The organism is Streptomyces sp. NPDC023573 (assembly GCF_055559735.1).
The window spans coordinates 115,211-137,661 of sequence record NZ_JBVHKB010000010.1 but is presented as its reverse complement, the minus strand read 5'-3'; the positions used below and the strand labels follow the sequence as shown (position 1 = coordinate 137,661).

General features: G+C 71.1%; 18 protein-coding genes and 2 pseudogenes. 10 read left to right on the top strand and 10 right to left on the bottom strand.

Annotation, left to right across the window (positions count from 1 at the left end):
• Together ACZ32T_RS28720 and ACZ32T_RS28715 are read right to left on the bottom strand one after the other, a co-directional pair.
• Nucleotides 1-855, bottom strand: coding sequence for a carbohydrate ABC transporter permease (locus ACZ32T_RS28720; protein WP_467265149.1), 855 nt, complete (start codon nt 853-855; stop codon nt 1-3).
• A 101-nt stretch (nt 856-956) separates the two neighbouring features.
• Nucleotides 957-2,270 carry an ABC transporter substrate-binding protein gene (locus tag ACZ32T_RS28715; RefSeq protein ID WP_467265151.1) on the bottom strand — a complete coding sequence of 438 codons (1,314 nt, stop codon included), beginning with the start codon at nt 2,268-2,270 and terminating at the stop codon, nt 957-959.
• 284 nt (nt 2,271-2,554) lie between these two features.
• Between ACZ32T_RS28715 and ACZ32T_RS28710 the strand changes: the two genes are divergently transcribed.
• The 4 genes from ACZ32T_RS28710 to ACZ32T_RS28695 all read left to right on the top strand — a co-directional run bounded on the left by ACZ32T_RS28710 (nt 2,555) and on the right by ACZ32T_RS28695 (nt 9,496).
• On the top strand, nt 2,555-4,267 hold the full coding sequence (locus tag ACZ32T_RS28710) for a class I mannose-6-phosphate isomerase (protein ID WP_467369819.1): 1,713 nt from the start codon (nt 2,555-2,557) through the stop codon (nt 4,265-4,267).
• Complete coding sequence (locus ACZ32T_RS28705) at nt 4,264-5,244, top strand: ROK family protein (RefSeq protein ID WP_467369817.1); 981 nt, start codon at nt 4,264-4,266, stop codon at nt 5,242-5,244. The genes ACZ32T_RS28710 and ACZ32T_RS28705 overlap by 4 nt, the downstream gene beginning before the upstream one ends.
• A gap of 107 nt (nt 5,245-5,351) precedes the next feature.
• Nucleotides 5,352-6,335, top strand: a complete 984-nt coding sequence (locus ACZ32T_RS28700) for a LacI family DNA-binding transcriptional regulator (protein WP_467265682.1) — start codon at nt 5,352-5,354, stop codon at nt 6,333-6,335.
• A 98-nt stretch (nt 6,336-6,433) separates the two neighbouring features.
• Nucleotides 6,434-9,496, top strand: coding sequence for an alpha-mannosidase (locus tag ACZ32T_RS28695; protein WP_467369815.1), 3,063 nt, complete (start codon nt 6,434-6,436; stop codon nt 9,494-9,496).
• 98 nt (nt 9,497-9,594) lie between these two features.
• Here the strand turns inward: ACZ32T_RS28695 and ACZ32T_RS28690 are convergent, their stop codons facing one another.
• The 7 genes from ACZ32T_RS28690 to ACZ32T_RS28660 all read right to left on the bottom strand — a co-directional run bounded on the left by ACZ32T_RS28690 (nt 9,595) and on the right by ACZ32T_RS28660 (nt 16,493).
• On the bottom strand, nt 9,595-10,329 hold the full coding sequence (locus ACZ32T_RS28690; protein WP_467369813.1) for an SDR family NAD(P)-dependent oxidoreductase: 735 nt from the start codon (nt 10,327-10,329) through the stop codon (nt 9,595-9,597).
• Complete coding sequence (locus ACZ32T_RS28685) at nt 10,326-11,297, bottom strand: fumarylacetoacetate hydrolase family protein (protein WP_467369811.1); 972 nt, start codon at nt 11,295-11,297, stop codon at nt 10,326-10,328. Before ACZ32T_RS28685 ends, ACZ32T_RS28690 begins: the two co-directional genes overlap by 4 nt.
• A gap of 100 nt (nt 11,298-11,397) precedes the next feature.
• Nucleotides 11,398-12,336 carry a VOC family protein gene (locus ACZ32T_RS28680; RefSeq protein WP_467265164.1) on the bottom strand — a complete coding sequence of 313 codons (939 nt, stop codon included), beginning with the start codon at nt 12,334-12,336 and terminating at the stop codon, nt 11,398-11,400.
• Between the two features lie 13 nt (nt 12,337-12,349).
• On the bottom strand, nt 12,350-13,381 hold the full coding sequence (locus tag ACZ32T_RS28675; RefSeq protein WP_467369809.1) for an amidohydrolase family protein: 1,032 nt from the start codon (nt 13,379-13,381) through the stop codon (nt 12,350-12,352).
• Nucleotides 13,378-14,508, bottom strand: coding sequence for an FAD-dependent oxidoreductase (locus ACZ32T_RS28670; RefSeq protein WP_467265168.1), 1,131 nt, complete (start codon nt 14,506-14,508; stop codon nt 13,378-13,380). The genes ACZ32T_RS28675 and ACZ32T_RS28670 overlap by 4 nt, the downstream gene beginning before the upstream one ends.
• A gap of 27 nt (nt 14,509-14,535) precedes the next feature.
• Nucleotides 14,536-15,498: a cyclase family protein gene (locus ACZ32T_RS28665; RefSeq protein ID WP_467369807.1), complete on the bottom strand. Its 963-nt coding sequence runs from the start codon at nt 15,496-15,498 to the stop codon at nt 14,536-14,538.
• Complete coding sequence (locus ACZ32T_RS28660; RefSeq protein ID WP_467265173.1) at nt 15,495-16,493, bottom strand: fumarylacetoacetate hydrolase family protein; 999 nt, start codon at nt 16,491-16,493, stop codon at nt 15,495-15,497. Before ACZ32T_RS28660 ends, ACZ32T_RS28665 begins: the two co-directional genes overlap by 4 nt.
• A gap of 126 nt (nt 16,494-16,619) precedes the next feature.
• Here ACZ32T_RS28660 and ACZ32T_RS28655 point away from each other — a divergent pair, with 126 nt between their 5' ends.
• The 6 genes and pseudogenes from ACZ32T_RS28655 to ACZ32T_RS28630 all read left to right on the top strand — a co-directional run bounded on the left by ACZ32T_RS28655 (nt 16,620) and on the right by ACZ32T_RS28630 (nt 21,137).
• Nucleotides 16,620-17,549 (top strand): LysR family transcriptional regulator, encoded by a 930-nt coding sequence (locus ACZ32T_RS28655; RefSeq protein WP_467369805.1) that lies wholly within the window; start codon nt 16,620-16,622, stop codon nt 17,547-17,549.
• A 184-nt stretch (nt 17,550-17,733) separates the two neighbouring features.
• A complete protein-coding gene (locus ACZ32T_RS28650; protein ID WP_467369802.1) occupies nt 17,734-18,174 on the top strand; it encodes an ATP-binding protein in 441 nt (146 codons plus the stop codon).
• Between the two features lie 209 nt (nt 18,175-18,383).
• A pseudogene (locus ACZ32T_RS28645) lies at nt 18,384-18,608 on the top strand (galactonate dehydratase); the annotation flags it as partial.
• 77 nt (nt 18,609-18,685) lie between these two features.
• A complete protein-coding gene (locus ACZ32T_RS28640; protein ID WP_467369800.1) occupies nt 18,686-19,327 on the top strand; it encodes a bifunctional 4-hydroxy-2-oxoglutarate aldolase/2-dehydro-3-deoxy-phosphogluconate aldolase in 642 nt (213 codons plus the stop codon).
• Nucleotides 19,324-20,298 (top strand): sugar kinase, encoded by a 975-nt coding sequence (locus ACZ32T_RS28635; RefSeq protein WP_467265183.1) that lies wholly within the window; start codon nt 19,324-19,326, stop codon nt 20,296-20,298. Before ACZ32T_RS28640 ends, ACZ32T_RS28635 begins: the two co-directional genes overlap by 4 nt.
• Before the next feature lie 100 nt (nt 20,299-20,398).
• Nucleotides 20,399-21,137: pseudogene (locus ACZ32T_RS28630) on the top strand (FadR/GntR family transcriptional regulator).
• Here ACZ32T_RS28630 and ACZ32T_RS28625 read toward each other — a convergent pair.
• Nucleotides 21,126-22,379 carry an APC family permease gene (locus tag ACZ32T_RS28625; protein ID WP_467370015.1) on the bottom strand — a complete coding sequence of 418 codons (1,254 nt, stop codon included), beginning with the start codon at nt 22,377-22,379 and terminating at the stop codon, nt 21,126-21,128. The pseudogene ACZ32T_RS28630 and the gene ACZ32T_RS28625 sit on opposite strands and share 12 nt — an antisense overlap.
• Nucleotides 22,380-22,451: the final 72 nt, after the last annotated feature.

The following is a 22,451-nucleotide window of genomic DNA, read 5'->3' as shown; positions in this document are numbered from 1 at the left end:
TCAGTTGCCTTTCGGGGTCAGCTGACGCCGCAGATACAGCCACGAGGTGAGCAGCACTATCGTGGTGAGGACGACCGCGACCGCCGCGCCCGCGCCGGGGTGCAGGGCGAGGAAGGTCTCCTGGTACATCGAGACCGCGAGTGTCTCGGACTGCCGCCCGGGCCCGCCCTGGGTGAGGACCCAGATCAGGTCGAAGGACTTGAGCCCGTTGACCAGGCTCGTGCCGACGACGATCACCGAGACGGTGCGCAGCTGGGGCAGCACGACGAACCAGAACTTCCGCCAGCCCGCCGCACCGTCCAGGGAAGCGGCCTCAAGAGTCTCGGGGGGGATGGTCTGGAGGCCGACCAGGAAGAGAATCACCGCGACGCCCGCCGACTGCCACGTGTTGGCGATGATCATCACCAGCGTGTTGCCCGGCCATTCCAGCAGCCAGCCCTGGGCGAACGAGTCCATGCCGAAGGCCCTGAGTACCTGGTTGGCAGCGCCGTCGGTGTTGAGGACGAAGTTCCACACCACCGCGACGGCCGAGCCGGACAGGGCGTAGGGAAGGACGACGACCAGCCGTGCCGCGCGGGACCACCCGGCGCCGTGCGTCATCACGGCTATGGCCAGGCCCAGCACGAGCGGCAGGGCGACCGTGCCGACCACCCACATCAGGGTGTTCTGGATCGAGCGGGTCAGCACCGGATCGTTGAGGAAGAGTGCGTAGTTGTCGAGACCGGCGAAGCTCGAGACGCGCCGGTCGTCGAAGAAGCTCCGGTGGACGGTCACGGCGAACGGGAGCAGCAGCAGAGCGCTCACCATGAGGACGGCCGGCGCCAGGAATCCGGCACCGGCGAGCCTGTCCCTCATCCGTGGGGCGGCCCGGCGGGTGGGTCCGGAGTCCGCGGGGCTCCGTCCTGGCGAGGTGCGCGGTCCTGAAGGCGGCGGTCGGCGTTGATCGAGGGAAGAACTCATGCTTCGTCCCTCTCCCATGCCGCCCATTCGTCGGCCGCCCGTCCCGCCATGCTGCGCAGCGTGTTCTCGGGGGAAGAGGCCCCGGTCATGAAGCTCCCCAAGTCGTCGGTGTTCCCCTGGATGAGATTGGGCGGGCCGGACTCGCCGTAGCGGGGCAGCAGCGTCCAGCGCTCCCGCAGCGCCCGGTCCTTGAGGCGGGCCATCACGGGGTTGCCGGGCAGGGAGCGCGGATTGGCCGAAGCGTCCTGGAGGAAATCGGTCCACACCTTCTGGACCCCCGGGTCGAGCCAGTTCGCCGCGTTGGCCATCGCCGCCTCGTGGGAGACCGCCTTGCGCGGGACCGCGAGCACCCCGGACTCGGTGATGACCGAGCGGCGGGTGGAGGACTCGACGGGCGGCATGACGAAGGCGTCGAAGTCGACCCCCGGCTTCATACCGGTCGCCGCGATCCCCTGTGACTGCCAGGAACCGTGCAGGAACATGCCGACCCGGCCCGCCTTCAACGCGGCAGGACCGTTGTTCTGGTCGAAGTCCGCCGGCGTCATCCAGCCCTTGCGCATGAAGTCCTGCCAGATCTGCAGAGCTTTCCTCGCCTGCGGATCCGTGTAACGCGCCTTCCCGCTGATCAGCTCCGCGTAGAAGCCGGGGTCCACCTTGCTGACGAGCTCCTGGAACCACTCGTACGCCGGCCAGTTACCGCTCTGCGTGGCGACGAACGGGACGACACCCGCCTTCTTCAGCACCTCGGCGTTGTGAAGGAGCTCCTCCCAGGTGCCGGGAGCGCGCAGGCCGTGCTTGCGGAAGAGGGCCGTGTTGTAGAAGAGCACGTAGTACGACTCGTAGAGCGGAATTCCGTACACGGAGCCGCGATAGGACATCGCTTCACGGGCTTGAGAGGTGACCCAGCCCTTGCGTTCGTAGTCGGTCCACAGGGAGGAGAGATCGCTGAGCTCCCCGGTGCGGGCCAGTGACTTCAGGAAATAGCCCGAGGCCCACTTGATCATGTCCGTGGCCTTGGTCGTCTGCAGCGAGATCTGGGTGACCTGCCTGTACGACGTGGGGTTCGGGTTGGACAGCGGACGCAGCGCGTAGCCGGTGATCTTCTCCAGCTCCTGCCCGGCCGCGACATAGCCCTGGTCCCAGGTGGCGTTGTCGTTGGCGAGCGAGGTGGTGCCGGGTTTCACCGCGGTGCTGTCACCCCGGGCGCAGCCGGCCAGAAGGGCCGCTCCGCCCACTCCCAGGCCCGACAGGACACTGCGGCGGCCGAGCAGGTGGGACGACCGCTGTGTCGCCCCGCCGATTGATCTCATTGGTTCCCTTCCCTCTGGGTCCCCGCAGGGATCCCTGGCTCTGGGGTGTGATGGGTGAGGGATACGGCCCTCTGAGAGATCTCGCCGTACCGCACGGCATCGGCGGTCCGGATTGCCAGGATGTTAACGACACCATGGGGCTGAAACAAGACTCCGTCGTAAATATTCGCCTGCGACCCTCATCTAGCTGTGAGTACAGGTCGCCTTGCGATCGACGTCTTGTCGGCCACGAGTGTTATCGATACCATCGGCTCGGTCGCCCGCTCATCCCTTCAGGAGTACCAGTGCACTCAGAGCCCCGCCCTTACGAACGCAACCCCCGCTATCCGGCCGCCGGCTCCGTGGTCACCGGGTGGGACGGCGCGGTCGCCACCCTGCCCTCGCGGCCGACCGTGCTCGCCCTGGACGGCCCTGCGGCTCTGGACTGGAACGGGGCCGCCCAGGGAATCGCCGCCGCCCTGCGGGACCGGTCCGTCGAGGTCGCCGTCCTCGACGTGCGCGAGCGCTGGTCGCCGGCGGCCGTCGAGCGCTTGTGCGTGCCGGATGCCGGGGCCGACCCGTTCTTCCTGCCGCTCGCCGGGTTCGAGATGGCCGACCTCTTCGAGGGATCGCCGTCCGTCGAGCGCCCCGGGAGCGGCGTCCTGCTGGTCTACGGCCCCGGCGCCGCCCTCTGGTCACCCGACCTGACCTGGTGGGCGGACCTGCCGAAGCGGTACGCCGAGAGCGCTGTCGCCTCGGGAACGCTGCCCGTGGGCGTCAACCTCGGGCGCCCGGACGTACCGGGCGAACTGCGCAGCCTCTTCTACACGGACTGGCCGGTCACCGACCGCCACCGGGACGCCCTCGCGCCGGGGATCGACCGGTGGATCGACGTGCAGGATCCGCAGGCCCCCGCCTCCCTGGACGGCCCCGCGGTCCGTGCCACGCTCGCAGGCCTCGCCCAGCAGCCCGTGCGTACCCGCCCTTACTTCAACTCCACTCCGTGGGGCGGCCGGTGGGCCGCTGAGGAACTCGGCTTCCGGACCGGTGACGGCAACACCGCCCTCGGCTACGAGCTCATCGCCCCCGAAGCGGGCGTCCTCGTCGGCCAGGACGCCGGGGCGCTGGTGGAGCTGCCCTTCCAACTCCTGTGCGTCCTGCACCCCGAAGAGTTCCTCGGCGCGGACGTGCACCGGCACTACGGCACCTCCTTCCCCATCCGCTTCGACTACCTCGACACCGTCGGGGGCGGCAGTCTCTCCCTGCACTGTCACCCGCAGGAGCAGTACATGCGGGAGACCTTCGGCTGGCCCTACACCCAGCACGAGACCTACTACGTCACGGCGAGCGACCCCGGGTCCCAGGTCCTCCTCGGGCTGCGGCAGGGTACGGACGTGGACATCCTGCGCAAGGAGGTGGAGGCGTCGGCGGCGCACGGCACACCGCTGCGCGTCGAGGACCACGTCCAGACGTTCCCCGCCGACCCGGGTCAGCTGTTCATGATCCCGGCGGGCACCCCTCACGCGTCCGGCGCGGGCAACCTCGTGCTGGAGATCAGCGCCACGCCCTACCTCTACTCACTGCGCTTCTACGACTGGCTCCGCCGCTCCACCTCCGGGGTGCCCAGGCCGCTGTCCCACCGTCACGCGTTCGCCAACCTCGACTCCGGGCGGCGCGGCAGCGAGGTCGTCAAGGACCTCGTGCAGCAGCCGCGCACCCTGCGCGAGGGCGTGGGCTGGCGCGAGGAGGTCATCGGCGCCCTGCCGGAGATGTTCTACGCGGTCCACCGCTTCGTACTCGACGGGACGGGGCCGGCCGACGACGACACCGCGGGCCGTTTCCACATTCTCAACGTCGCCGCCGGTGACGGTGTGGTGGTGGAGACCGCCGACGGCCTGTGCCACGACCTGGCGTTCGCCGAGACTCTCACCGTGCCGGCCGCCGTGGGCGGCTACCGCCTCCACCCCGTCGGCCAACGGCCCGCGCACGTCGTCAAGTCGCTGGTGACACCCGCATGACCCGGGTGCCCGTGCTGGAGATCGGCGGCACGCACGTCACCGCCGCACTGGTGGACATGACGACCGGGCTGCCGGTCACCGACTCGATGATCCGCAGGCCGGTCGCCGCCGATGCCGGTGCCGAGGAGATCCTCGACTCCTTCGCCGACGCGGCCCGGCGCACCGCGGCGCCCGCAGGAGCGCCCTGGGGCGTCGCCGTACCGGGACCGTTCGACTACGCGGCAGGCATCGGCAGGTTCCGGGGGATCGGCAAGTTCGAGTCGCTCCACGGCATCGATGTGGGGACGGAGCTGGCCGGCCGGCTGCCGCGCCCGCGTACCGTCCGCTTCCTCAACGACGCGGACGCCTTCGCCATCGGGGAGCACCACCACGGGGCCGCGGCACAGCGGAAGCGGTCCGTGTGTGTGACGCTCGGCACGGGCGTCGGATCATCCTTCCTGCGGGGCGGGCGGCCCGTCACCGACGGCCCCACGGTGCCACCCGGAGGCCGGGCCCACCGCATCACTGTCGACGGACTGCCGCTGGAGGAGGTGGTCTCGCGGCGGGCGATCCGTGCACGGTTCGCCCGGGCCGCAGGTCTTGACGGGCGGGGCGAGATCCCGGACGTCAGCGCGATCGCCGCTCTGGCCCGTAGCGCGGACCCGCACGCCGCAGCGGCGATCAGCGGCTGCTTCACCACTCTGGGGCGTGCCCTGGCACCCTGGTGCGCAGCCTTCCGGCCGGACGTGATGGTCGTCGGTGGTTCCATGGCCGCGTCCTGGGACCTCATCGGCCCGGCGCTGCGCTCCGGCCTCTCCACGGCGGCCGAGACCGCCGGGCGGGGAGCGGATGCCGTCATCGCCGCGATGGACCTGCGAACCGCCCGGCGGCCCGACGACGCACCCCTGATCGGCGCAGCGCACTGGGCCGTGAGCCCTCGGACGAAAGGCCGCCCGCCGGGCCGGGCGGCGCCGGAGGCCGGGCACTCTCTACAATGACGGCGCCTGCGGCTCCGGCAGCCCACCGACGGCACAGACCCCCTGACGGCACGAAGGAAGGACCGGCCGTGGCGCAGCACCGACCGAGTGACGTCGCCATGCCGACGATGCGTGACGTCGCCGCCCGTGCCGAGGTCAGCGCGATGACCGTCTCCCGGGTGCTCAAGGGCGATACCCGCGTCGCCGAAGCCACCAGGGACCGGGTGCTGAAGGCCGTGGAGGCGCTCGGTTACCGCCGCAACGAGACCGCCCGTCGTCTGCGGGTCGGCGGCAGCGGCATGATCGGCCTGATCGTCACCAACCTGGCCAACCCCTTCTACTCGCGGCTGGCGCTCGGCGTCCAGGAGGTGGCCTACGAACACGGCCTCCGGGTCCTGCTCGGCAACACCGCGGAACACGTCGACCGGGAGCGAGGGCTGGTCGAGGACCTGACCTCACGCCAGGTGGACGGGATGATCGTGGTCCCGGCGGGCGGCAGCCACCGCCATCTGGCTCCGGCCGCGCTGCGGGGCATGCCGATCGTCCTCGCCTCCCGGCCGCCGGCGGGAATGGACGCCGACTGCGTGCTGGTGGACGACTTCGGGGGAGCGGAAGCCGCCACCGGGCGCCTGATCGAGGACGGCCACCGGCGGATCGGGTTCCTGGGGAACCCGCCCGCCCTCTACACAGGCGCCGAACGTTTCCGCGGCTACTGGGCCGCCCATGAGGCGGCCGGCCTCCAGCCGGACGAACGCCACATCCGCCGCGGACCGGCAGACGTGCCCACGGCCGAGCGCGCCGCTGTCGCCGTGCTGCGGGAGCCCGACCCTCCTACCGCCCTCTTCTGCACCAACAACCGTCTGACCCAGGGCGCCATCCGGGCCGTCCGCACACTCGATGTCCCGGTGGCCCTGGCCGGTTTCGACGACTTCGACCTCGCGGACGTCCTCGGGCTCCCGCTGACGATCGCGTCCTACGACGCCGACGAGATCGGCCGCAGGGCCGGCCAGATGCTCATCGACCGCATCAACGCCGTCCCCGGCACCCCGCTGCCCGCACGACGCTCGGTGGTCCCCACCGAGGTCATCCGGTACGGGACCGACCGACCGTAAGGGCCCGGCACCGTCCGCCCGATTCCGGGAGAGCGCGACCCCGACGGGCCGGTGGACGGACCCGCCGCCACACGCGCGGAACTTCCGATGGAGTCCCCATGCACGACGACCGTACGCTGACCGAACGCCGGCTCGCCCGGGTACTCGACCAGCGTCTCAGGCCCGCAGTCCACACCCGCTCCCTTCCCCTCGAAGTGAGCGTCCACCACGTCTCCGGTGAGCCGGTCCCCGTGCACGAGGGAATCGCCGGACCCTATGAGCCGACCGCCACCGGCGAACACTGGGGCCCCGCCTGGTCCACCAGCTGGTTCAGGATCCGCGGAACGGTACCCACCGGCTGGGCGGGGGAACGGATCGAAGCGGTGCTCGACCTCGGCTTCGGTGCCACTCAGCCCGGCTTCTCCGCCGAAGGTCTCGTGTACCGGGCCGACGGCACCCCCGTGAAGGCCCTCAACCCCCGCAACACCTGGCTCCTGATCGCCGAACGGGCTCAGGGGGGCGAGCGATTCGAGTTCCACATCGAGGCCGCCGCCAATCCGCTGATCTTCGACTTCGACGCCGCGGGCGATCCCTTCGTCCCCACGCGTGCGGGCGGCATGGCCCCCTGGCTGAGCGGTGACGGGCGGACGGAGCCTTCGGGCGAGCCGCTGTACCGGCTGACCCGGATGGACTTCGCCGTCTTCGACGAGACGGTCTGGGAGCTCGTCCAGGACCTCGACGTCCTGTCCGGGCTCATGCACCAGCTGCCTGAGGACTCCACGCGCCGCAGCCAGATCCGGCACACCGTGAGCAGCGCCCTCGACGCCGTCGACCTGCAGGACATCGGCGGGACCGCCGGGCCGGCCAGGAAGCTGCTGGCCCCGGCGCTCGCCGCACCCGCGCACACGGGCGCCCACCGCATATCGGCCGTCGGGCACGCCCACATCGACACCGCCTGGCTGTGGCCGGTACGTGAAACCGTCCGCAAGGCGGCCCGCACCGTCTCGAATGTGACCGCCCTGATGGACGACCACCCGGGCTTCCGGTTCGTCATGTCGCAGGCCCAGCAGCTGGCGTGGCTGAAGGAACAGAGGCCGGAGGTGTACGCCCGGGTACTGGAGAAGGCGGCGACCGGACAGTTCCTGCCCACCGGAAGCCTCTGGGTGGAACCCGACACCAACCTCTCCGGCGGCGAGTCCCTGGTCCGCCAGTTCGTCCACGGCAAGCGGTTCTACCTGGACGAGTTCGGCGTCGAGACGCGCGACATGTGGCTGCCGGACACCTTCGGCTACAACGCGGCGTTGCCGCAGCTCATGAAGCTCGCCGGGATCGACTGGTTCCTGACGCAGAAGATCTCCTGGAACACCACGAACGCGTTCCCGCACCACACCTTCTGGTGGGAGGGCATCGACGGCTCCCGCGTCTTCAGCCATTTCCCGCCCGTCGATTCCTACAACGGTGACCTCTCCGGCGCCGACATCGGCCACACCGAACGTAACTTCCGGGACAAGGGGGCCGCCAACCGCTCCCTGGTGCCGTTCGGATACGGCGACGGCGGGGGCGGCCCCACGCGCGAGATGCTGGCACGTGCCGACCGGCTCGCGGATCTGGAGGGCTCGGCGAAGGTCGAGATCGAGGGACCGGCCGAGTTCTTCACCAAGGCCCACGAGGAGTATCCCGACGCGCCGGTCTGGGTCGGCGAGCTCTACCTGGAACTCCACCGGGGCACGCTCACCAGCCAGCTCGCCACCAAGCAGGGCAACCGCCGCAGCGAACACCTGTTGCGGGAGGCGGAACTGTGGGCGGCCACGGCCACGCTGAGGACAGGCGAGTCATATCCGTACGCCGCGCTCGACCGCATATGGAAGACCGTTCTGCTGCATCAGTTCCACGACATCCTGCCAGGCTCCTCCATCGCCTGGGTCCACCGGGAAACGGAAAGGGCACACCAGGAGGTCGCCCGCGAACTGAACACCATCATCGACGCCGCCCAGCACGCCCTGGCAGGGCCGGCCGACGCCGACGGCGGCATGATCGTCTTCAACGCGGCACCGCACGACCGCGACGGCGTGCCGGCGCTCGGGGCCGGTCCGCGCACCGCTCCACCTCGGGCGGTGCCCGTGCGACAGGGGCGCCATGGCAGCCTCGTCCTGGACAACGGGCTTGTACGGATCACGGTCGACCTCCGTGGCCTCATCACGTCCGCGTACGACGTGACCGCCGGGCGGGAGGCACTCGCCCCCGGCGCGGTGGGCAACCTGCTCCAACTGCACCAGGACTTCCCCAACCAGTGGGACGCCTGGGACCTCGACTCGTTCTACCGCAACACCGTGCAGGACCTCACCGACGCCGACGAGGTCACGGCCCGAGGCGACGCGATCGAGGTCGTGCGTACCGTGAACCGATCGCGCATCCGTCAGCTGCTGAGCCTCCGGGAAGGCGCCCGCCGGCTCGACGTCGACACGGTCGTCGAGTGGCGGGAGCGGGAGAAGATACTCAAAGCGGCCTTCCCCCTCGACATCCGGGCGGGGCACTCGACCAGCGAGATCCCGTTCGGCCATGTCCATCGGCCCACCCACTCCAACACGAGCTGGGACGCGGCCCGTTTCGAGATATGCGCCCACCGCTTCCTCCACCTCGCGGAACCGGGCTGGGGCGCGGCGCTCGTCAACGACTCCACCTACGGCCATGACGTCACCCACGACGTCCGCCCCGACGGCGGCACGACGACCACGGCCAGGCTCTCGCTGCTGCGCGCTCCTCTGTTTCCCGACCCCGACACCGACCAGGGCGAACACCGCCTGCGGTACGGACTGGTGATCGGCGCGGACATCGGTGACGCCGTCCGCGAGGGCTATCACTTCAACCTCGCCGAACGCACCGTCACCGGCACGGCCGTTGTCACCCCTTTGGCCGAGGTCGACCGGAGCGCTGTGGTGATCGAGGCGGTCAAGCTGGCGGACGACCGGTCAGGAGACGTGATCGTGCGTCTCTACGAGTCGCTCGGCGGACGCGCCACGACGACCCTGCGAGCCGGATTCCCTCTGGCCGCCGCCGCGATGACCGACCTGCTCGAACGGCCTCTGGCAGACGGATCCGACCTCTCCGTGACCGCGGACAGCGTTCCGCTCGTTCTGCGCCCGTTCCAGATCATGACTGTGCGACTGTCCCCGCGCGTCTGACCGAAGACCGGCGGGTGGCCACCACATGCGCCGCGGCCACCCGCCCGAGCGCGCAAGGGAGGCGCACCGGCCGAGCCCGGCGCTCCCTTCGAACAGTCTCACCCGGTCACGGGGCGCACCGCGTCGGAGACGGACTTGACGCCGCCGTGCGCGGTGAGTCCACCGTCCACGGGGATCTCCGCACCGGTGATGAACGACGACTCGTCGGAGATCAGGAACACCACCAGCGGAGCCACCTCGTCGACGCTTCCGGTGCGGCCCAGCGGCGTCTCGCGGATGTTGGTCTCGCGGAAGGCGGGGGCGGCGGAGGCGGTCATCTCGGTCTCGACGTAGCCGGGGTGGATCGTGTTCACCCGGATGCCGCGGGGGCCCAGCTCCAGCGCCGCAGTCTTCGACAGGCCCCGCAGCGCCCACTTACTGGTGGTGTAGGCGACCGGGTAATGGGCGGTGAGGGCGGCGGAGGAGCCGACGTTCACGATGGAGGAGCCCGGGGGCATCAGGGGCATGAGGTGCTGGATGCCGAGGAGGGGGCCGGTCACGTTGACCGCGTGGACGCGGGCCATGTCCTCGGGGCGTACGTCGCCGACGCGGGCCCGCCAGGTGATGCCCGCGTTGTTCACCAGGCCGTGGACCTGCCCGTATGTCTCCCGGAGCTCGGTGGCGAGGTCGGCCCAGCCCTGCTCGCTGGTGACATCCAGACTGCGGCATTCGTCGACCGGGTCGACGTCCGTCGCGATGACCTGGGCACCTTCACGGGCGAGCGCGGCGGCCTCGGCGGCGCCCTGGCCGTGGGCCGCACCGGTGACCACGACCACCTTGCCGAGCAGTCTCACGGCCGCTCCCGGTCACGGCGCCGGCCGGCCGGCAGGGGGAGGGGCGCGACACCGGGGATCACCGTGCTGGTGAGCGTGCCGACGCCCTCCACGGTCAGGGTGACGGTGTCGCCGGGCTTCAGCGGCCGCGGGATCTGCTCGCCGCGCAGGCCCCACAGCTCGGCCAGGCATCCGCCGTTGCCGCAGGTCCCCGACCCCAGGACGTCCCCCGGCACGACGCGCGTGCCACGTGAGGCGTAGGCGGTCATCTCCTCGAAGGTCCAGCTCATGTGGGACAACAGGTCCTCGCCCACGGTCTCGCCGTTGATCTCGGCGGTCAGGGCGAGGCGCAGGAAACCTTCGGTGTCCCGGTAGGGCTCCAGTTCGTCGGCGGTCACGAGGTACGGGCCGAGTGTGGTCGCTGTGTCCTTGCCCTTGCAGGGGCCGAGGCCGACCTTCATCTCCGCCGACTGGAGGTCGCGTGCGGACCAGTCGTTGAACACGGTGTAGCCGACGATGTGGTCACGGGCGCGTTCCGGGCTGAGGTCGCGGCCCTCCCGGCCGATGACGGCGGCGACTTCGAGTTCGAAGTCGAGCACGGCGGACCCCGGTGGCACGGGAACGTCGTCCTGGGGGCCGTAGATCGCATGCGGGTTGGTGAAGTAGAAGGTCGGCGCCTCGTACCACTGCTCGGGCACGCCGGCGACACCGTCGACGGAACGGCGCACACCTTCGACGTGTTCCTCGAAGGTGACGAAGTCACGCACCGACGAGGGCTGCAGCGGAGCCAGCAGCCGGACCTGGGAGACATGAGGTCCGGCCGGTACGTCGAGTGCCGCCGCGCCGGCGGCGAGCAGGCCGGGCAGCCCGCCGGTCTCCGCGAGCAGCGCGGTCAGTGAGGTGACGCCGGGCAGCGGGAAGAGCGTGCCGTCCTCTTCCACGACGGCCACCCGGTGGCGGTGTTGGTGCTGATAGGCGGCGAAGCGCATCGTGCGGCTCCAGACGGGAGGGAGGGCGGGGCGCGGAGCGCGCCGCGGGCCGTGCCCCGGGGGACACGACCGCGGCGGCCGGGAGCGGAGTTGTCGGGCGTCAGACGGGCGGGGCCACGAAGACGCCGCGGTCGGGGTCGTTGAAGGACTCCTTGGCGACGAGTTCGTTCATGGCGTTGGCGGTGCCCCACTGGTCGGTGACCTCGGGCTTGGAGAAGTCGTAGACGTGGGGGTGCCAGGTGTCCTCGTCGAGGTTCTCCAGCTCGGTCGTGTATTCGACGGTGTTGCCGTGCGGGTCGAGGAAGTACGTGAAGGTGTTGTCACCCGCCATGTGCCGCCCGGGGCCCCAGATCTTGCGGAAGCCGGCCCGCATGACCCGGCCGGAGCCGCGCATGTACTCGTCGAGGCCACGCATCTCGAAGGAGACGTGGTGCAGGGCGGTGTGCGGGCCCTGCGCGATGGCCATGGAGTGGTGCTGGTTGCTGATCCGCATGAAGTGCATGACCTCGCCCATGTGCGGGGAGCTGAGCGTGTCGGAGAGGGCGAAGCCGAGGTGGCGCTCGTACCACTCGCGGGTGCGGTTCAGGTCGGGGGAGTTGAGGACGACGTGGGAGAGCTTGACCGGTATGGCCTCCTTCTCCTCGATCTTCCGGTGCTGCCGGACCTCGACGTCGGCGGACACCTCGATGGTGCGGCCGTCGACGTCGAAGAAGCGGAAGCCGTACCCGCCGCCCGGGGTGTCCACCGTGCCCGGTTGTGAGATCAGCCGCACACCCCCGGCCAGGAGCCGCTCGGCCAGGGTGTCCACGTCGGCCGGGTTCGCGGCGCCGTAGGAGACGAGGTCGAGCCGCTTCTCCTCGGCCTTGCGCAGCCGTACGACGTACTGCTCGGGGGAACCCTCGGCGGCCAGGAAGGAGATGCCGGAGTCCTCGGTGACCTTGGTGAGGCCCCAGACGCCGGCGTAGAAGTCGAGCTGCTTGTCGTAGTCCGGCACTGCCAGGTCGACGTGACGCAGGTGGGTGAGCAGACGTGCGCTCATGGTGGGTTCCTCCTCAGGTGAGAGTGGGGCCGAGCAGGGCGGCGGCGTTGTCACCGCGTACGGCGTCGAAGTCGGCCCGGGGCAGCCCCGCGGCGCGCAGGGCGCCGACCGGGTCCTCGGTGCCCATGTCGAAGGGGAAGTCGGAGCCGAGGAGCACGCGGTCGGCCCCGGCCACCCGGATCAGCTCCCGCAGGACGCGCGGGTCGTGGACGAGCGAGTCGAAGTACAGCCGCTTGAGGTAGCTGCTCGGCAGGTGGGCGCAGCCGGCACCGGCGTCGGAGCGGGCGGACCAGGCGTGGTCGGAGCGGCCGATGTGGGTGGGCAGATAGCCGCCGCCGTGTGCGGCGATCAGCTTCAGGTCCGGGTGCCTGTCGAGCACTCCCGAGAAGATGAGGTGGGAGAGCGCGACGGCGTTCTCGGTGGGCTGGCCGACCGTGTTGGACAGGTACCACCGGTCCAGGCGCTCGTCGAGCGTGCACCCGAAGGGGTGCAGGAAGACGATCGCGCCCGTCTCGCCGGCCCGGGACCAGAACGGTTCGTACGCGGGATCGGACAGCTCCCGCCCCGGGGCGTGGCTGGAGATCTCCACCCCGGTCAGCCCTTGCTCCAGAGCGTGATCGAGGGCGCGTACCGCCTGGCCCGGATGCTGGAGGGGTACGAGTCCGAGTCCGCGCAGCCGGTCGGGGGCGGCCGAACAGTGCGTGGCGGTCCCCTCGTTGGCGGCCCGGTACACCTTCTCGGCCGTCTCCTCGTCGGCCCAGTAGTGGTAGTGCGACGGGGAGGGACTGACCAGCTGGACGTCCACGCCCTGGGCGTCCATCGCGGCCAGACGAACGGCAGGGTCGGTGAGCCTCGGGATGCGCTCGCGCACCATGGGGCCGCTGACCGAGAGGGCGGCGGGGCCGTTACGCCGGGCGTCCAGTTCCCTGGCGTCGGCGAGGCCCGGCCGGCCGGCGACGAGCGCCTCGATCTCCGGGAGCAGGACGTGGGCGTGTACGTCCACGGTCGGGTGCACGGAGGTGCCGGATGCGGGGCGGTGGGTCACGGCAGCTCCCGGAGCATCGTCATGGTGCGGCCCATCAGGCCGGGGACATCGGCGTCACGCACCCCGTCGAGCTGCCACTGCCCGATCTGTACGGAGGCCTCCACCACGGGGCGTACGCGGGTGATCCGCCGCTCGTAGTACGCCTGGAACAGGGCGTCGTCCCAGGTGTCCGAGCCGGTCAGCATCTGTGTCAGCACCCAGGCGTCCTCCAGGGACAGGGCGGCGCCCTGCGCGAGGGTGGGCGGGCAGCAGTGGGCGGCGTCGCCGACGAGGACGACCCGGCCGCGGTGCCACGAGCCCTCGACCAGCATGCGGTCGAACCAGGTGTAGTTGACCTGCGCGGGGTCGGTGATGTGTTCGGTGATCTCCGGCCAGTTGCCGCCGTAGGCGGAGGCCAGGCGGCGCATCTCGTCGGCGTACGACTCGGGCGGGATGGTGGCGCGGTCGCGGTTGGCCTCGACGACGTACGCGTAGAGCGTGGTGTCGCTGGTGGGGCAGTAGCCGGCGATGAAGGCGGGGCCGCCGTAGGCGAGGTCCGTGCGCGACACTCCGGCCGGGCGTGGGGCCGCCACGCGCCAGATGGCCATGCCGGTCGGCTCGGGCTTCGCCGTGATGCCGATGGCGGCCCGGGTGGTCGAGCCGAGGCCGTCGGCGGCGATCACCAGGTCGTAGCGGCTTCTCGTGCCGTCGCTGAAGCGGACGGAGACGCCGTCGGCGTCCTGGTCCAGATCGTCGACGGTGACCCCCAGGCGGACGGAGGCGCCGCTTGCGCGTACGGCCTCGATCAGGATGCGCTGGAGCTGGGGCCGCTGCATGCCGACGGTGGCGGGGAGGTCGTCGCCACCGCTGCGGATGTCGTCCTGCGCGTGCAGGACGGTCCCGTCGGGGGCGGTGATGCCGACCGACCCGAAGCCGAAGCCGGACGCCTCGACCTGCTCCCACACGCCCAGCTCGCGCAGCACGCGCAGCGCGTTGCCCTGGAGGGTGATGCCGGAGCCGGCGGTGGCGTTCCAGTCGTCCTTGGCCTCGATCAGGTGTACGTCGACTCCGGCGCGGCGCAGCAGGAGCGTCACGGCGTTACCGGCCGCGCCGCCGCCGATCACCAGGACCGTGCGGGCTTCATTCATGGTGGAACTCCCTTGTTCCTGGTGGGGCTATTTGACGGCGATCGGGTTGATGGGGGAGCCGACCGCACCGGTGATGGGAAGGGGTGCGGCGGTGAGCCAGAACGCGTACGCGCCGTCGGCCGCGCAGTCCTGGGCCAGGGTCTCCAGGTCCCACATCTCCCCGATGAGCAGGCCGATGTGGGGGATGGCGACCTGGTGCAGCGGCTGGAAGGCGACGTCGAACTCGTTGGGCCGTACCTCGAAGCCCCAGGTGTCGGTGGCGATCGCGGCGATCTCCGTGCCGTGCAGCCAGCCGGCGGTGGTGAAGGAGAGGCCGGGGGCGGGTCCGCCCGCGTAGTCGCCCCAGCCGTCGCGTCGGGCGCGGGCGAGCTGTCCCGTACGCACCAGCACGATGTCGCCGCGGCCGACGCTCACGCCCTGGGCCTCGGCGGTCGCCGTCAGGTGTTCCTCGGTGACGGCGAAGGCGTCGGGCAGCTCACCGTTCTCGCCGATCGCGCGGCCGACGTCCAGGAGCACGCCGCGTCCGGCGACATGCGGAGCCATGTGCTCGATGCCCGTGACCAGGTCGCCTTCGGAGGTGACGGTCTTCGCCGCGTCCCGGCCGTTCCACGCCTTGCCGTGGTCGAAGATGTGCCCGAGCCCGTCCCACTGCGTCGAGCACTGCAACGGCATCGCGATGACGTCGTCGGCCCCGCCGAGACCGTGCGGGAATCCCTGCAGGCCGAGTGCCGCGTCGGTGCCGGTGTCGAGCATGGTGTGGACCGGGTTGGTGCGGCGGCGCCAGCCCTTCTGGGGGCCGTTCATGTCGAAGCTCTGGGCGAGCGAGAAACTGACGCCCCGGCGGATGAGCGCGGCGGCCTCGCGCCGCTTCGCCTCGTCCAGGAAGTTGAGGGTGCCCAGTACGTCGTCCGCACCCCAACGTCCCCAGTTGGAACACGCCTCGGCGGCCTCGGCGATCGAGCCCTCGGGGTCGGTGCGGTCCAGGCTCACGACGCCTCCGCGACACAACGGGTGCGCTGAGCGCCGAGGCCGGTGATGGAGCCGTCCATGACGTCGCCGTCGCGCAGCAGCCGCCCCCAGTGCATGCCGTTGCCGGCCGGGGAACCGGTCAGCACCAGGTCACCGGGCAGCAGGCGGGCGCTCTGCGAGGCGTAGGACACCATGCGCGCGACGTCGAAGATCATGTCCTTGGTGGACTCGTCCTGCATGGTCTCGCCGTTCAGCTTCAGCACGAGGCGCAGGTCGTCGGTGTCCGCGATCGACTCGGCCGGCACGATCCAGGGGCCGAGCGGGGTGAAGCCGGGCGCGTTCTTGCTGCGCAGCCAGTCGGTGCCGATCTGGGGCATGTCCCGGCGGAAGACGGTGGCACGGTCGGTCAGGTCGTTCGCGATCGTGTAACCGGCGACGTGCCCGAGGGCCTCCTCCACGGACACCTGGTGTGCCGGCCGCCCGATGACCGCCACCAACTCCAGCTCCCAGTCCGGCTTCTCGGCCCAGGCAGGGAGTACGACGTCGTCGTACGGGCCGGTGACCGCACTCGGCAGGCCGATGAAGACGTACGGAAGGTCGTCGGCTGCCCGGCGGTCCATGATCTCCGCGGCTTCGGCACGCCGCTCCTTCTCGGAGCGGTCGTCGCCCGGAGCCCGGTGTGCGACGTGGAGGTCGATCACGTGCTGCCGGTAGTTGGCGCCCGACTGGAACACCTGCCGCGGTTCGACCGGAGCGTGCACCCGGAAATCCGCCAGCGGCCTGCGCTGCGGGCCGCTGTCATCGGCGAGCGCCGTGAGTCGCGCCGCAGCCGTGTCCCACGACTCCAGGAGAGTGCGGACCGACAGGGAATCGTCACCGAAGGCGGCGCGCAGGTCGAGCACCTGGGCGTCCGGCGTGACGAGCGCGGGGAAGGCCGGTCCGTCCGGTGCCGAGAGCGTGGCCAGAGCGAACGGTCCGGCGAACAGCGCGGACGCGGATGCAGATTTCACGAACATGTCCTCCTGATTGCGGTGGGACTAATCTGAACCCAGCACCCGCGATCAGGGAAATCGATTCTGTGGATGATTACCATCCATCGCATTTATTCCTCCCTCTCGGAGCCTCACAGCAAGGGAAAACTCGTGAATCTGGCTCGCCTCGACCTCAACCTCGTTGTCGCCCTGCGTGCCCTGCTGGAGGAGCGCAACGTCACGCGCGCCGGAGAGCGCGTGGGGCTCAGTCAGCCCGCGATGAGTGCTTCCCTCGCCCGCCTGCGCCGCCACTTCGGCGACGACCTGCTCGCCCGTGTCGGCGGCCACTACGAACTCACCGCCCTCGGCCAGGTCCTCCTGCACCGCACCTCCACCGCCTACGAAGTGGTGGAACGCCTCTTCGCGAGCCAGGCCGACTTCGATCCGGGCAGCGAGAAGCGGGAGTTCAAACTGGTGGCGTCCGACTACGCGGTCGCCGTGTTCGGCGCCGAGCTCGCCCGGGTGGTCCACGAGGAGGCCCCCGGCATCCGGCTGCGCTTCGTCCAGACTCCGCCCAGCGTGGTCGACGACACGGCCACGCTGTTGAGCACCACCGACGGTCTGCTCATGCCGCACGGCGTGATCAGCGACTTCCCCGCCACCGACCTCTACGACGACACATGGGTCTTCCTCGTCGCGGACGACCATCCGAGCGTCGAGGACCGGCTCACCCTGAGCGACCTGGGGCGGCTGCCGTGGGTCACCTACCAGCGGACCTACGACGCCCCCGCCGTGCGACAGCTCGGCATGCTCGGTATCGAGCCACGCGTGGAGGTCTCCGTCGACAGCTTCCAACTGCTCCCGCTGCTGGTGGCGGGCACGCGGCGCATCGCCCTGATCCAGGAGCGGCTCGCCCGGCTCCTCGCGCCGCTCGCCGCCGTGCGGACCGTGGTGCCCCCCTACGAAGCGGTCCCGCTGCGGGAGGCGATGTGGTGGCACCCGGTCCACACCCACGACGCGGCCCACATCTGGCTGCGTGAGACGACTGCCCGCGTAGGCAGACGCATGGCTGACGCGCCCGAGGCGCCGGAGGCGCACTGACCTGGGCGCGATCCGGGCGACGTGCAGGGCGGGAAATGCCATGCTCAGGCGCATGACGTTCACTGATGACTGACGACGAGGTGTCGTCGGTGTCGACGCCCGCCGCGTTGATCGGCCCGGGGTCGTGGGCCTGTGCGTCGATGGCGGGGGTAGGCGGTGGGAAGAGCCGAGTGAGGGAGAGCCGATGGCGAAGGACACGTCGCTGCGGGCGATGGGGTGGGCGCAGTCGTTCCCGGTGACGCAAGGTGTGCGGGCCGGCCGGCGGTGGACGCGGGAGCACCTGGCGTCCCTGGAGTGGACGAAGGACGCCCCCGAGACGGTGGACGCGATACTGCTCAGTGTCTCGGAGCTGATCACCAACGCGCATGTGCACGCACACAGCGACGCCCAGCTGGTCCTCACCTGGGACAGTCACTGCCTGCACGTGAGTGTCCACGACTCCGCCTCCCTGCCCCCCGCCCAGCAGCCCGAAGACCTCACGACGACCGGGGGGCGTGGACTGGCCATCATCGACGCGCTCGCCGACGGCTGGGCCACGCATCCGCAGGCGTCGGGCAAGACCGTCACCGCCTGCTTCGTGCCACCGGGCGCTCCGAAGCCCCAGCACGGTGGGGATGTCAGCTGAGTTCAGGGCGCGAACGCCCAGGGGCGGGAAGGCGCAAGGGCTGCCAGGGCCGTGGGCTCTCTTGGCGTGACGCGATAATTCATACTGCGCACCGCCGTGCATGAGCTCGCCGAACTCAACTCCTCATCGGCAAGGACCCGATGCGCATCGAGGACCACTGGCAGGTCATGACCAAGGGCTCCTTCTACCGAGGAGGGCCTGTTCCCACCCAGGAACAGAGCATCGGCATCCACTACGACACTGGTGCCGAGGTGCTCGACTACGTCGTCGACCGCGAGGTGTTCCGCTTCGACGAAGGGCATCTGCGCCGGCCCACCCGGCCGGACCCGGGGATCGAGATCGATGAGAGAGTCGTACGGGCGGCCGACGGAAACACACCGGACTGGCGTGGTCCGGTCTGGCGCCACCCGGACGGTTCCTTCGCCGAGTGGTGAGCGGACGTAGGCCGTCCTGCCCGCCGCGCCGACCCGACGTACACCTCATGCCACACCTCACGGAGCAGTAAGTCCACATGGAAACAGACGATTTCACCACCCGGCTGCGCCGCGACCGCCTCGTCGCGATCGTGCGGGGCCGCGATGCCGAAGCCTCGCTGCGCACAGTGCTGACCCTGGCGGAGGAGGGCATCGGCCTCATCGAGGTCTCGCTGAACACGGCCGACGCCCTCACGGTCATCTCCCGGGCGGCGAGCGCTGTCGACCCGTCCGTCGCGATCGGGGCGGGGACCGTCGTCACCGCGGACGACGCCCGGCGTGCCCAGGAAGCGGGCGCGACCTGGATCGTCACTCCCGCGCTCGGCGGCGGGTTCGAGGAGGCGGTGGCCCGGCACCTGCCGGTGCTGGCGGGCGCGCTCACCCCGTCCGAAGCGGTCGCGGTGAGCACCGGGGGCGCGAGCGCGGTCAAGCTGTTCCCCGCCTCGGTGGGCGGCCCCGCCTACCTTCGGGCCCTGCGCGATCCCTTCCCCGGCCTGCCGTTCGTGCCGGTCGGCGGCGTGGACGCAGAGGCGGCCGCGGAGTACTTCGCGGCGGGGGCCGTCGCGGTGGGAGTGGGCAGCCCACTCGCCGGTGAGGCCCCGCACGGCGGCGACCTGGCCGCCCTGCGCGAACGGGCGAAGGACTTCCTGAACGTCTGCCGTACGGAGGCGCGCCCGTGAGTGTCCCGGCAGTGGACGTCCTCACCTTCGGTGAGGCCATGCTCTCGTTGCAGACCGACGGGCCGCTGAGCGCGGGCGGTGCGGCGCGGACGACGGTGGCGGGGGCCGAGTTCAACGTCGCCGTGGGCCTGGCGCGGCTCGGCCACCGCGTCTCGTGGGCCGGGCGCACCGGCGGGGACGAACCTGGCCGGGTGATCCTTCGCACGCTGCGCGGCGAGGGCGTCGGGACCAGCCACGCCACGACGGATCCCCAGGCGCCGACCGGCGCAATGCTCCGGGAGCGACGCGTCGCCGACCTGGCACGCGTGCACTACTGGCGCGCGGGATCGGCCGCCTCCCGGCAGCGGCCCGAGGACCTCGCCCCGGCCCTGGAGGCGGGGGCCCGCATCCTGCACCTGACCGGCATCACCTGCGCGCTCGGTGACGGCCCGCGGGCCGCGGTGCGGTCCGCAGCCGCGTACGCCGCCGAGCACGGCTGGACGGTCACCCTGGACGTCAACCACCGCACCCGGCTGTGGAGCCGGGACGCGGCGGTGGCGGCGCTGGTCCCCCTCCTCCCGTACGTGGACGTCGTGATCGCGTCCGACGACGAGCTCCCCCTCCTGTGCGCGGGCGCCGGGGCGGCCGCCGACAGGGCGGAAGCCGACCTCGCCCAGGAACTGTTCGAGGCGGGGATCGGCGAAGTGGCCGTCAAACGCGGCGCGGACGGCGCCGTCCTCCACGTCCCCGGCGAGCCCCCGGTGGCCGTCGCCGCGCGTCCGGTGCCGGTCACCGACACCGTAGGCGCGGGCGACGCGTTCTGTGCCGGGTACCTGTCCGGCCTGCTCGACGGCCTCGACCCGCTCGCCAGGCTCCACCGTGCCACCACCACCGCGGCCTTCGGCGTCGCCTCGAACGGTGACTGGGAAGGGCTGCCCCACCGCGACGAACTGGCCCTGCTGGACGCCACCCCCGGCAGCGCCGTCCGCTGATCCCGCCCGGGGCCCGGGCCCCGGAGCCGGGGTGCCCGGGCCCGCGGGGCCCACCCACACAGCGCGCACATCGGTGCGCGGACCGAGAGGAGAGCGCGACATGGCGTCCTACAGCGGACGAGGCGTCCACGGACAGGTCGTGCACGTCCTCGGGGCGCGCATCGTGGGCGGAGACATCCCCGTGGGATCGACCCTGGGCGTCCGCGCACTGGGCGGGGAACTCGATGTGAGCCTCACCCTCATGCGGGAATCCCTCAAGGTCCTCGCGAGCAAAGGGCTGATCGACGCACGTCAGAAGCGTGGAACGTTCGTCACCGGACGAAGCCGCTGGAACCTGCTCGACGCGGACGTCATTCGCTGGAGGGTCGACGAAGGCGACGCCGGCCGGCTGATGCGCGAGCTCGCGGACGTCCGGTCGATCGTCGAACCAGCGGCGGCGCGCCGCGCCGCCCTGCACCGGACGGACGCGGACCTGACCGCGCTCCAGGAGGCGCTGGACGCCATGGGGCGTGCCCGGACCGATCCGGCCGCCGCGGCGGAGAGCGACGCGGCCTTCCACCGGGCCCTGCTGGCCGCCACCGGCAACGAGATGCTGAGCCGCATGGACATGCTGCTCGAACCGGGTCTCCGTGAGCGCGACCGGCTCGTGCACGCACACGCCGAAGCCGAACGACCCCGCGCCCAGCCATCAGGCCGTGCTGGACGCAGTCCGGGACCGTGACCCTGCCCGGGCGGAACGCGCGATGCTCGACCTGCTCGCCAAGGCGGCGGACGACCTCGAGCAGATCACCGCGGATCTCGAGGACCCACCGACGAGAGAGCCCGCCTCAGGCCGCTGAGCGCGACCGTACAGCGGCGACGACGCCGAGCGCGGCGCCGACAGCCAGTACGAGGAGCCCCCTCAGCCAGACCTCCTGCTCGATCCGGGTCGCGAGCAGGACGCAGGAGAGAGCCCCGAGAACAGGTACGGCCGTCGGGGCCCGGAAGTGCTCGCGGGGGACGGCATCACGACGCAGCACGAGGAGCGCGGTGTTGACGACGAAGAAGACCACGAGGAGGAGCAGAACCAGGGTGGACGCGAGGGTGGAGACGTCGCCGGTCAGCGCCAGGAGCAGCGCGAGGCCGGTGGTCACGGCGATGGCCGCCCAGGGCGTGCGCCGGCCGGGCAGCACCTTCGTCAGGAAACGGGGCAGGAGGCCGTCCCGCGCCATGCCGTAGGCCAGCCGTGAGGACATGATGCCCGTCAGCAGGGCACCGTTCGCGACGGCCACCAGGGCGATCGCACCGAAGAGTTCCGTGGGGACCCCGCCGGCGGCCCGGACGACTTCGAGGAGCGGCCCGCTCGACCCGGCGAGCCTTCCGGTCGGCACGGCCGCCGCTGCGGCCGCTCCGACCAGGGCGTACACCGCGCCCGCCGTGACCAGCGCGCCGAACAGCGCCCTCGGATACGAGCGGCGGGGGTCACGGGTCTCCTCAGCCACATTGACCGAGGTCTCGAACCCGACGAAGGAGTAGTAGGCGAGCACCGCCCCGCTCAGCAGCGCCGCCACGGACCCCTCGCTCGCGGTGCCCAGCTCCGTCAGCCTCCCCACGTCCCCGTCGCCGCGCAGCACGACCCAGGCTCCGAGCCCGATCACCAGCAGCAGCCCGCCCACCTCGACCACCGTGGCGACGACGTTCGCCCGGGTCGACTCGCTGATCCCTCGTGCGTTCAGCAGCGCCAGCGCGACCAGGAAGACGATCGTCACCAGCACCACGGGAAGAGAGACGAACTCGGACAGGTAGTCACCGCCGAACCCCCGGGCCAGGGCGGCCACCGACACGACTCCGGCGGCGAGCATGCAGAAACCGGCGAAGAACCCGACGAACGGGCCGTAGGCCAGAGTGGCGTAATGCGAGGCACCGCCCGCACGCGGATATTTGGTGACCAGCTCCGCGTACGAGGCCGCCGTCAGCAGGGCCAGGCACAACGCCGCGAGCAGCGGAGCCCACACGGCGCCGCCCGATTCGGCGGCGACCTGCCCCACCAGGACATACACCCCCGCCCCGAGGACGTCGCCGAGGATGAAGAAGTAGAGCAGCGGGGTGGTCAGGGACTTCTTGAGCGCGGCCGGCGAGTCCGGCACCGGGGGTGTCACGGAGGAGGATTTCAC

What these genes read in the sequence shown, in the direction of transcription:
- ACZ32T_RS28660 (WP_467265173.1), bottom strand. Translation starts at nt 16,493, where the DNA reads ATGTTCGTGAAATCTGCATCCGCGTCCGCGCTGTTCGCCGGACCGTTC.
- ACZ32T_RS28700 (WP_467265682.1), top strand. Translation starts at nt 5,352, where the DNA reads ATGCGTGACGTCGCCGCCCGTGCCGAGGTCAGCGCGATGACCGTCTCC.
- ACZ32T_RS28650 (WP_467369802.1), top strand. Translation starts at nt 17,734, where the DNA reads ATGGCGAAGGACACGTCGCTGCGGGCGATGGGGTGGGCGCAGTCGTTC.
- ACZ32T_RS28705 (WP_467369817.1), top strand. Translation starts at nt 4,264, where the DNA reads ATGACCCGGGTGCCCGTGCTGGAGATCGGCGGCACGCACGTCACCGCC.
- ACZ32T_RS28715 (WP_467265151.1), bottom strand. Translation starts at nt 2,270, where the DNA reads ATGAGATCAATCGGCGGGGCGACACAGCGGTCGTCCCACCTGCTCGGC.
- ACZ32T_RS28720 (WP_467265149.1), bottom strand. Translation starts at nt 855, where the DNA reads ATGAGGGACAGGCTCGCCGGTGCCGGATTCCTGGCGCCGGCCGTCCTC.
- ACZ32T_RS28680 (WP_467265164.1), bottom strand. Translation starts at nt 12,336, where the DNA reads ATGAGCGCACGTCTGCTCACCCACCTGCGTCACGTCGACCTGGCAGTG.
- ACZ32T_RS28695 (WP_467369815.1), top strand. Translation starts at nt 6,434, where the DNA reads ATGCACGACGACCGTACGCTGACCGAACGCCGGCTCGCCCGGGTACTC.
- ACZ32T_RS28685 (WP_467369811.1), bottom strand. Translation starts at nt 11,297, where the DNA reads ATGCGCTTCGCCGCCTATCAGCACCAACACCGCCACCGGGTGGCCGTC.
- ACZ32T_RS28640 (WP_467369800.1), top strand. Translation starts at nt 18,686, where the DNA reads ATGGAAACAGACGATTTCACCACCCGGCTGCGCCGCGACCGCCTCGTC.
- ACZ32T_RS28670 (WP_467265168.1), bottom strand. Translation starts at nt 14,508, where the DNA reads ATGAATGAAGCCCGCACGGTCCTGGTGATCGGCGGCGGCGCGGCCGGT.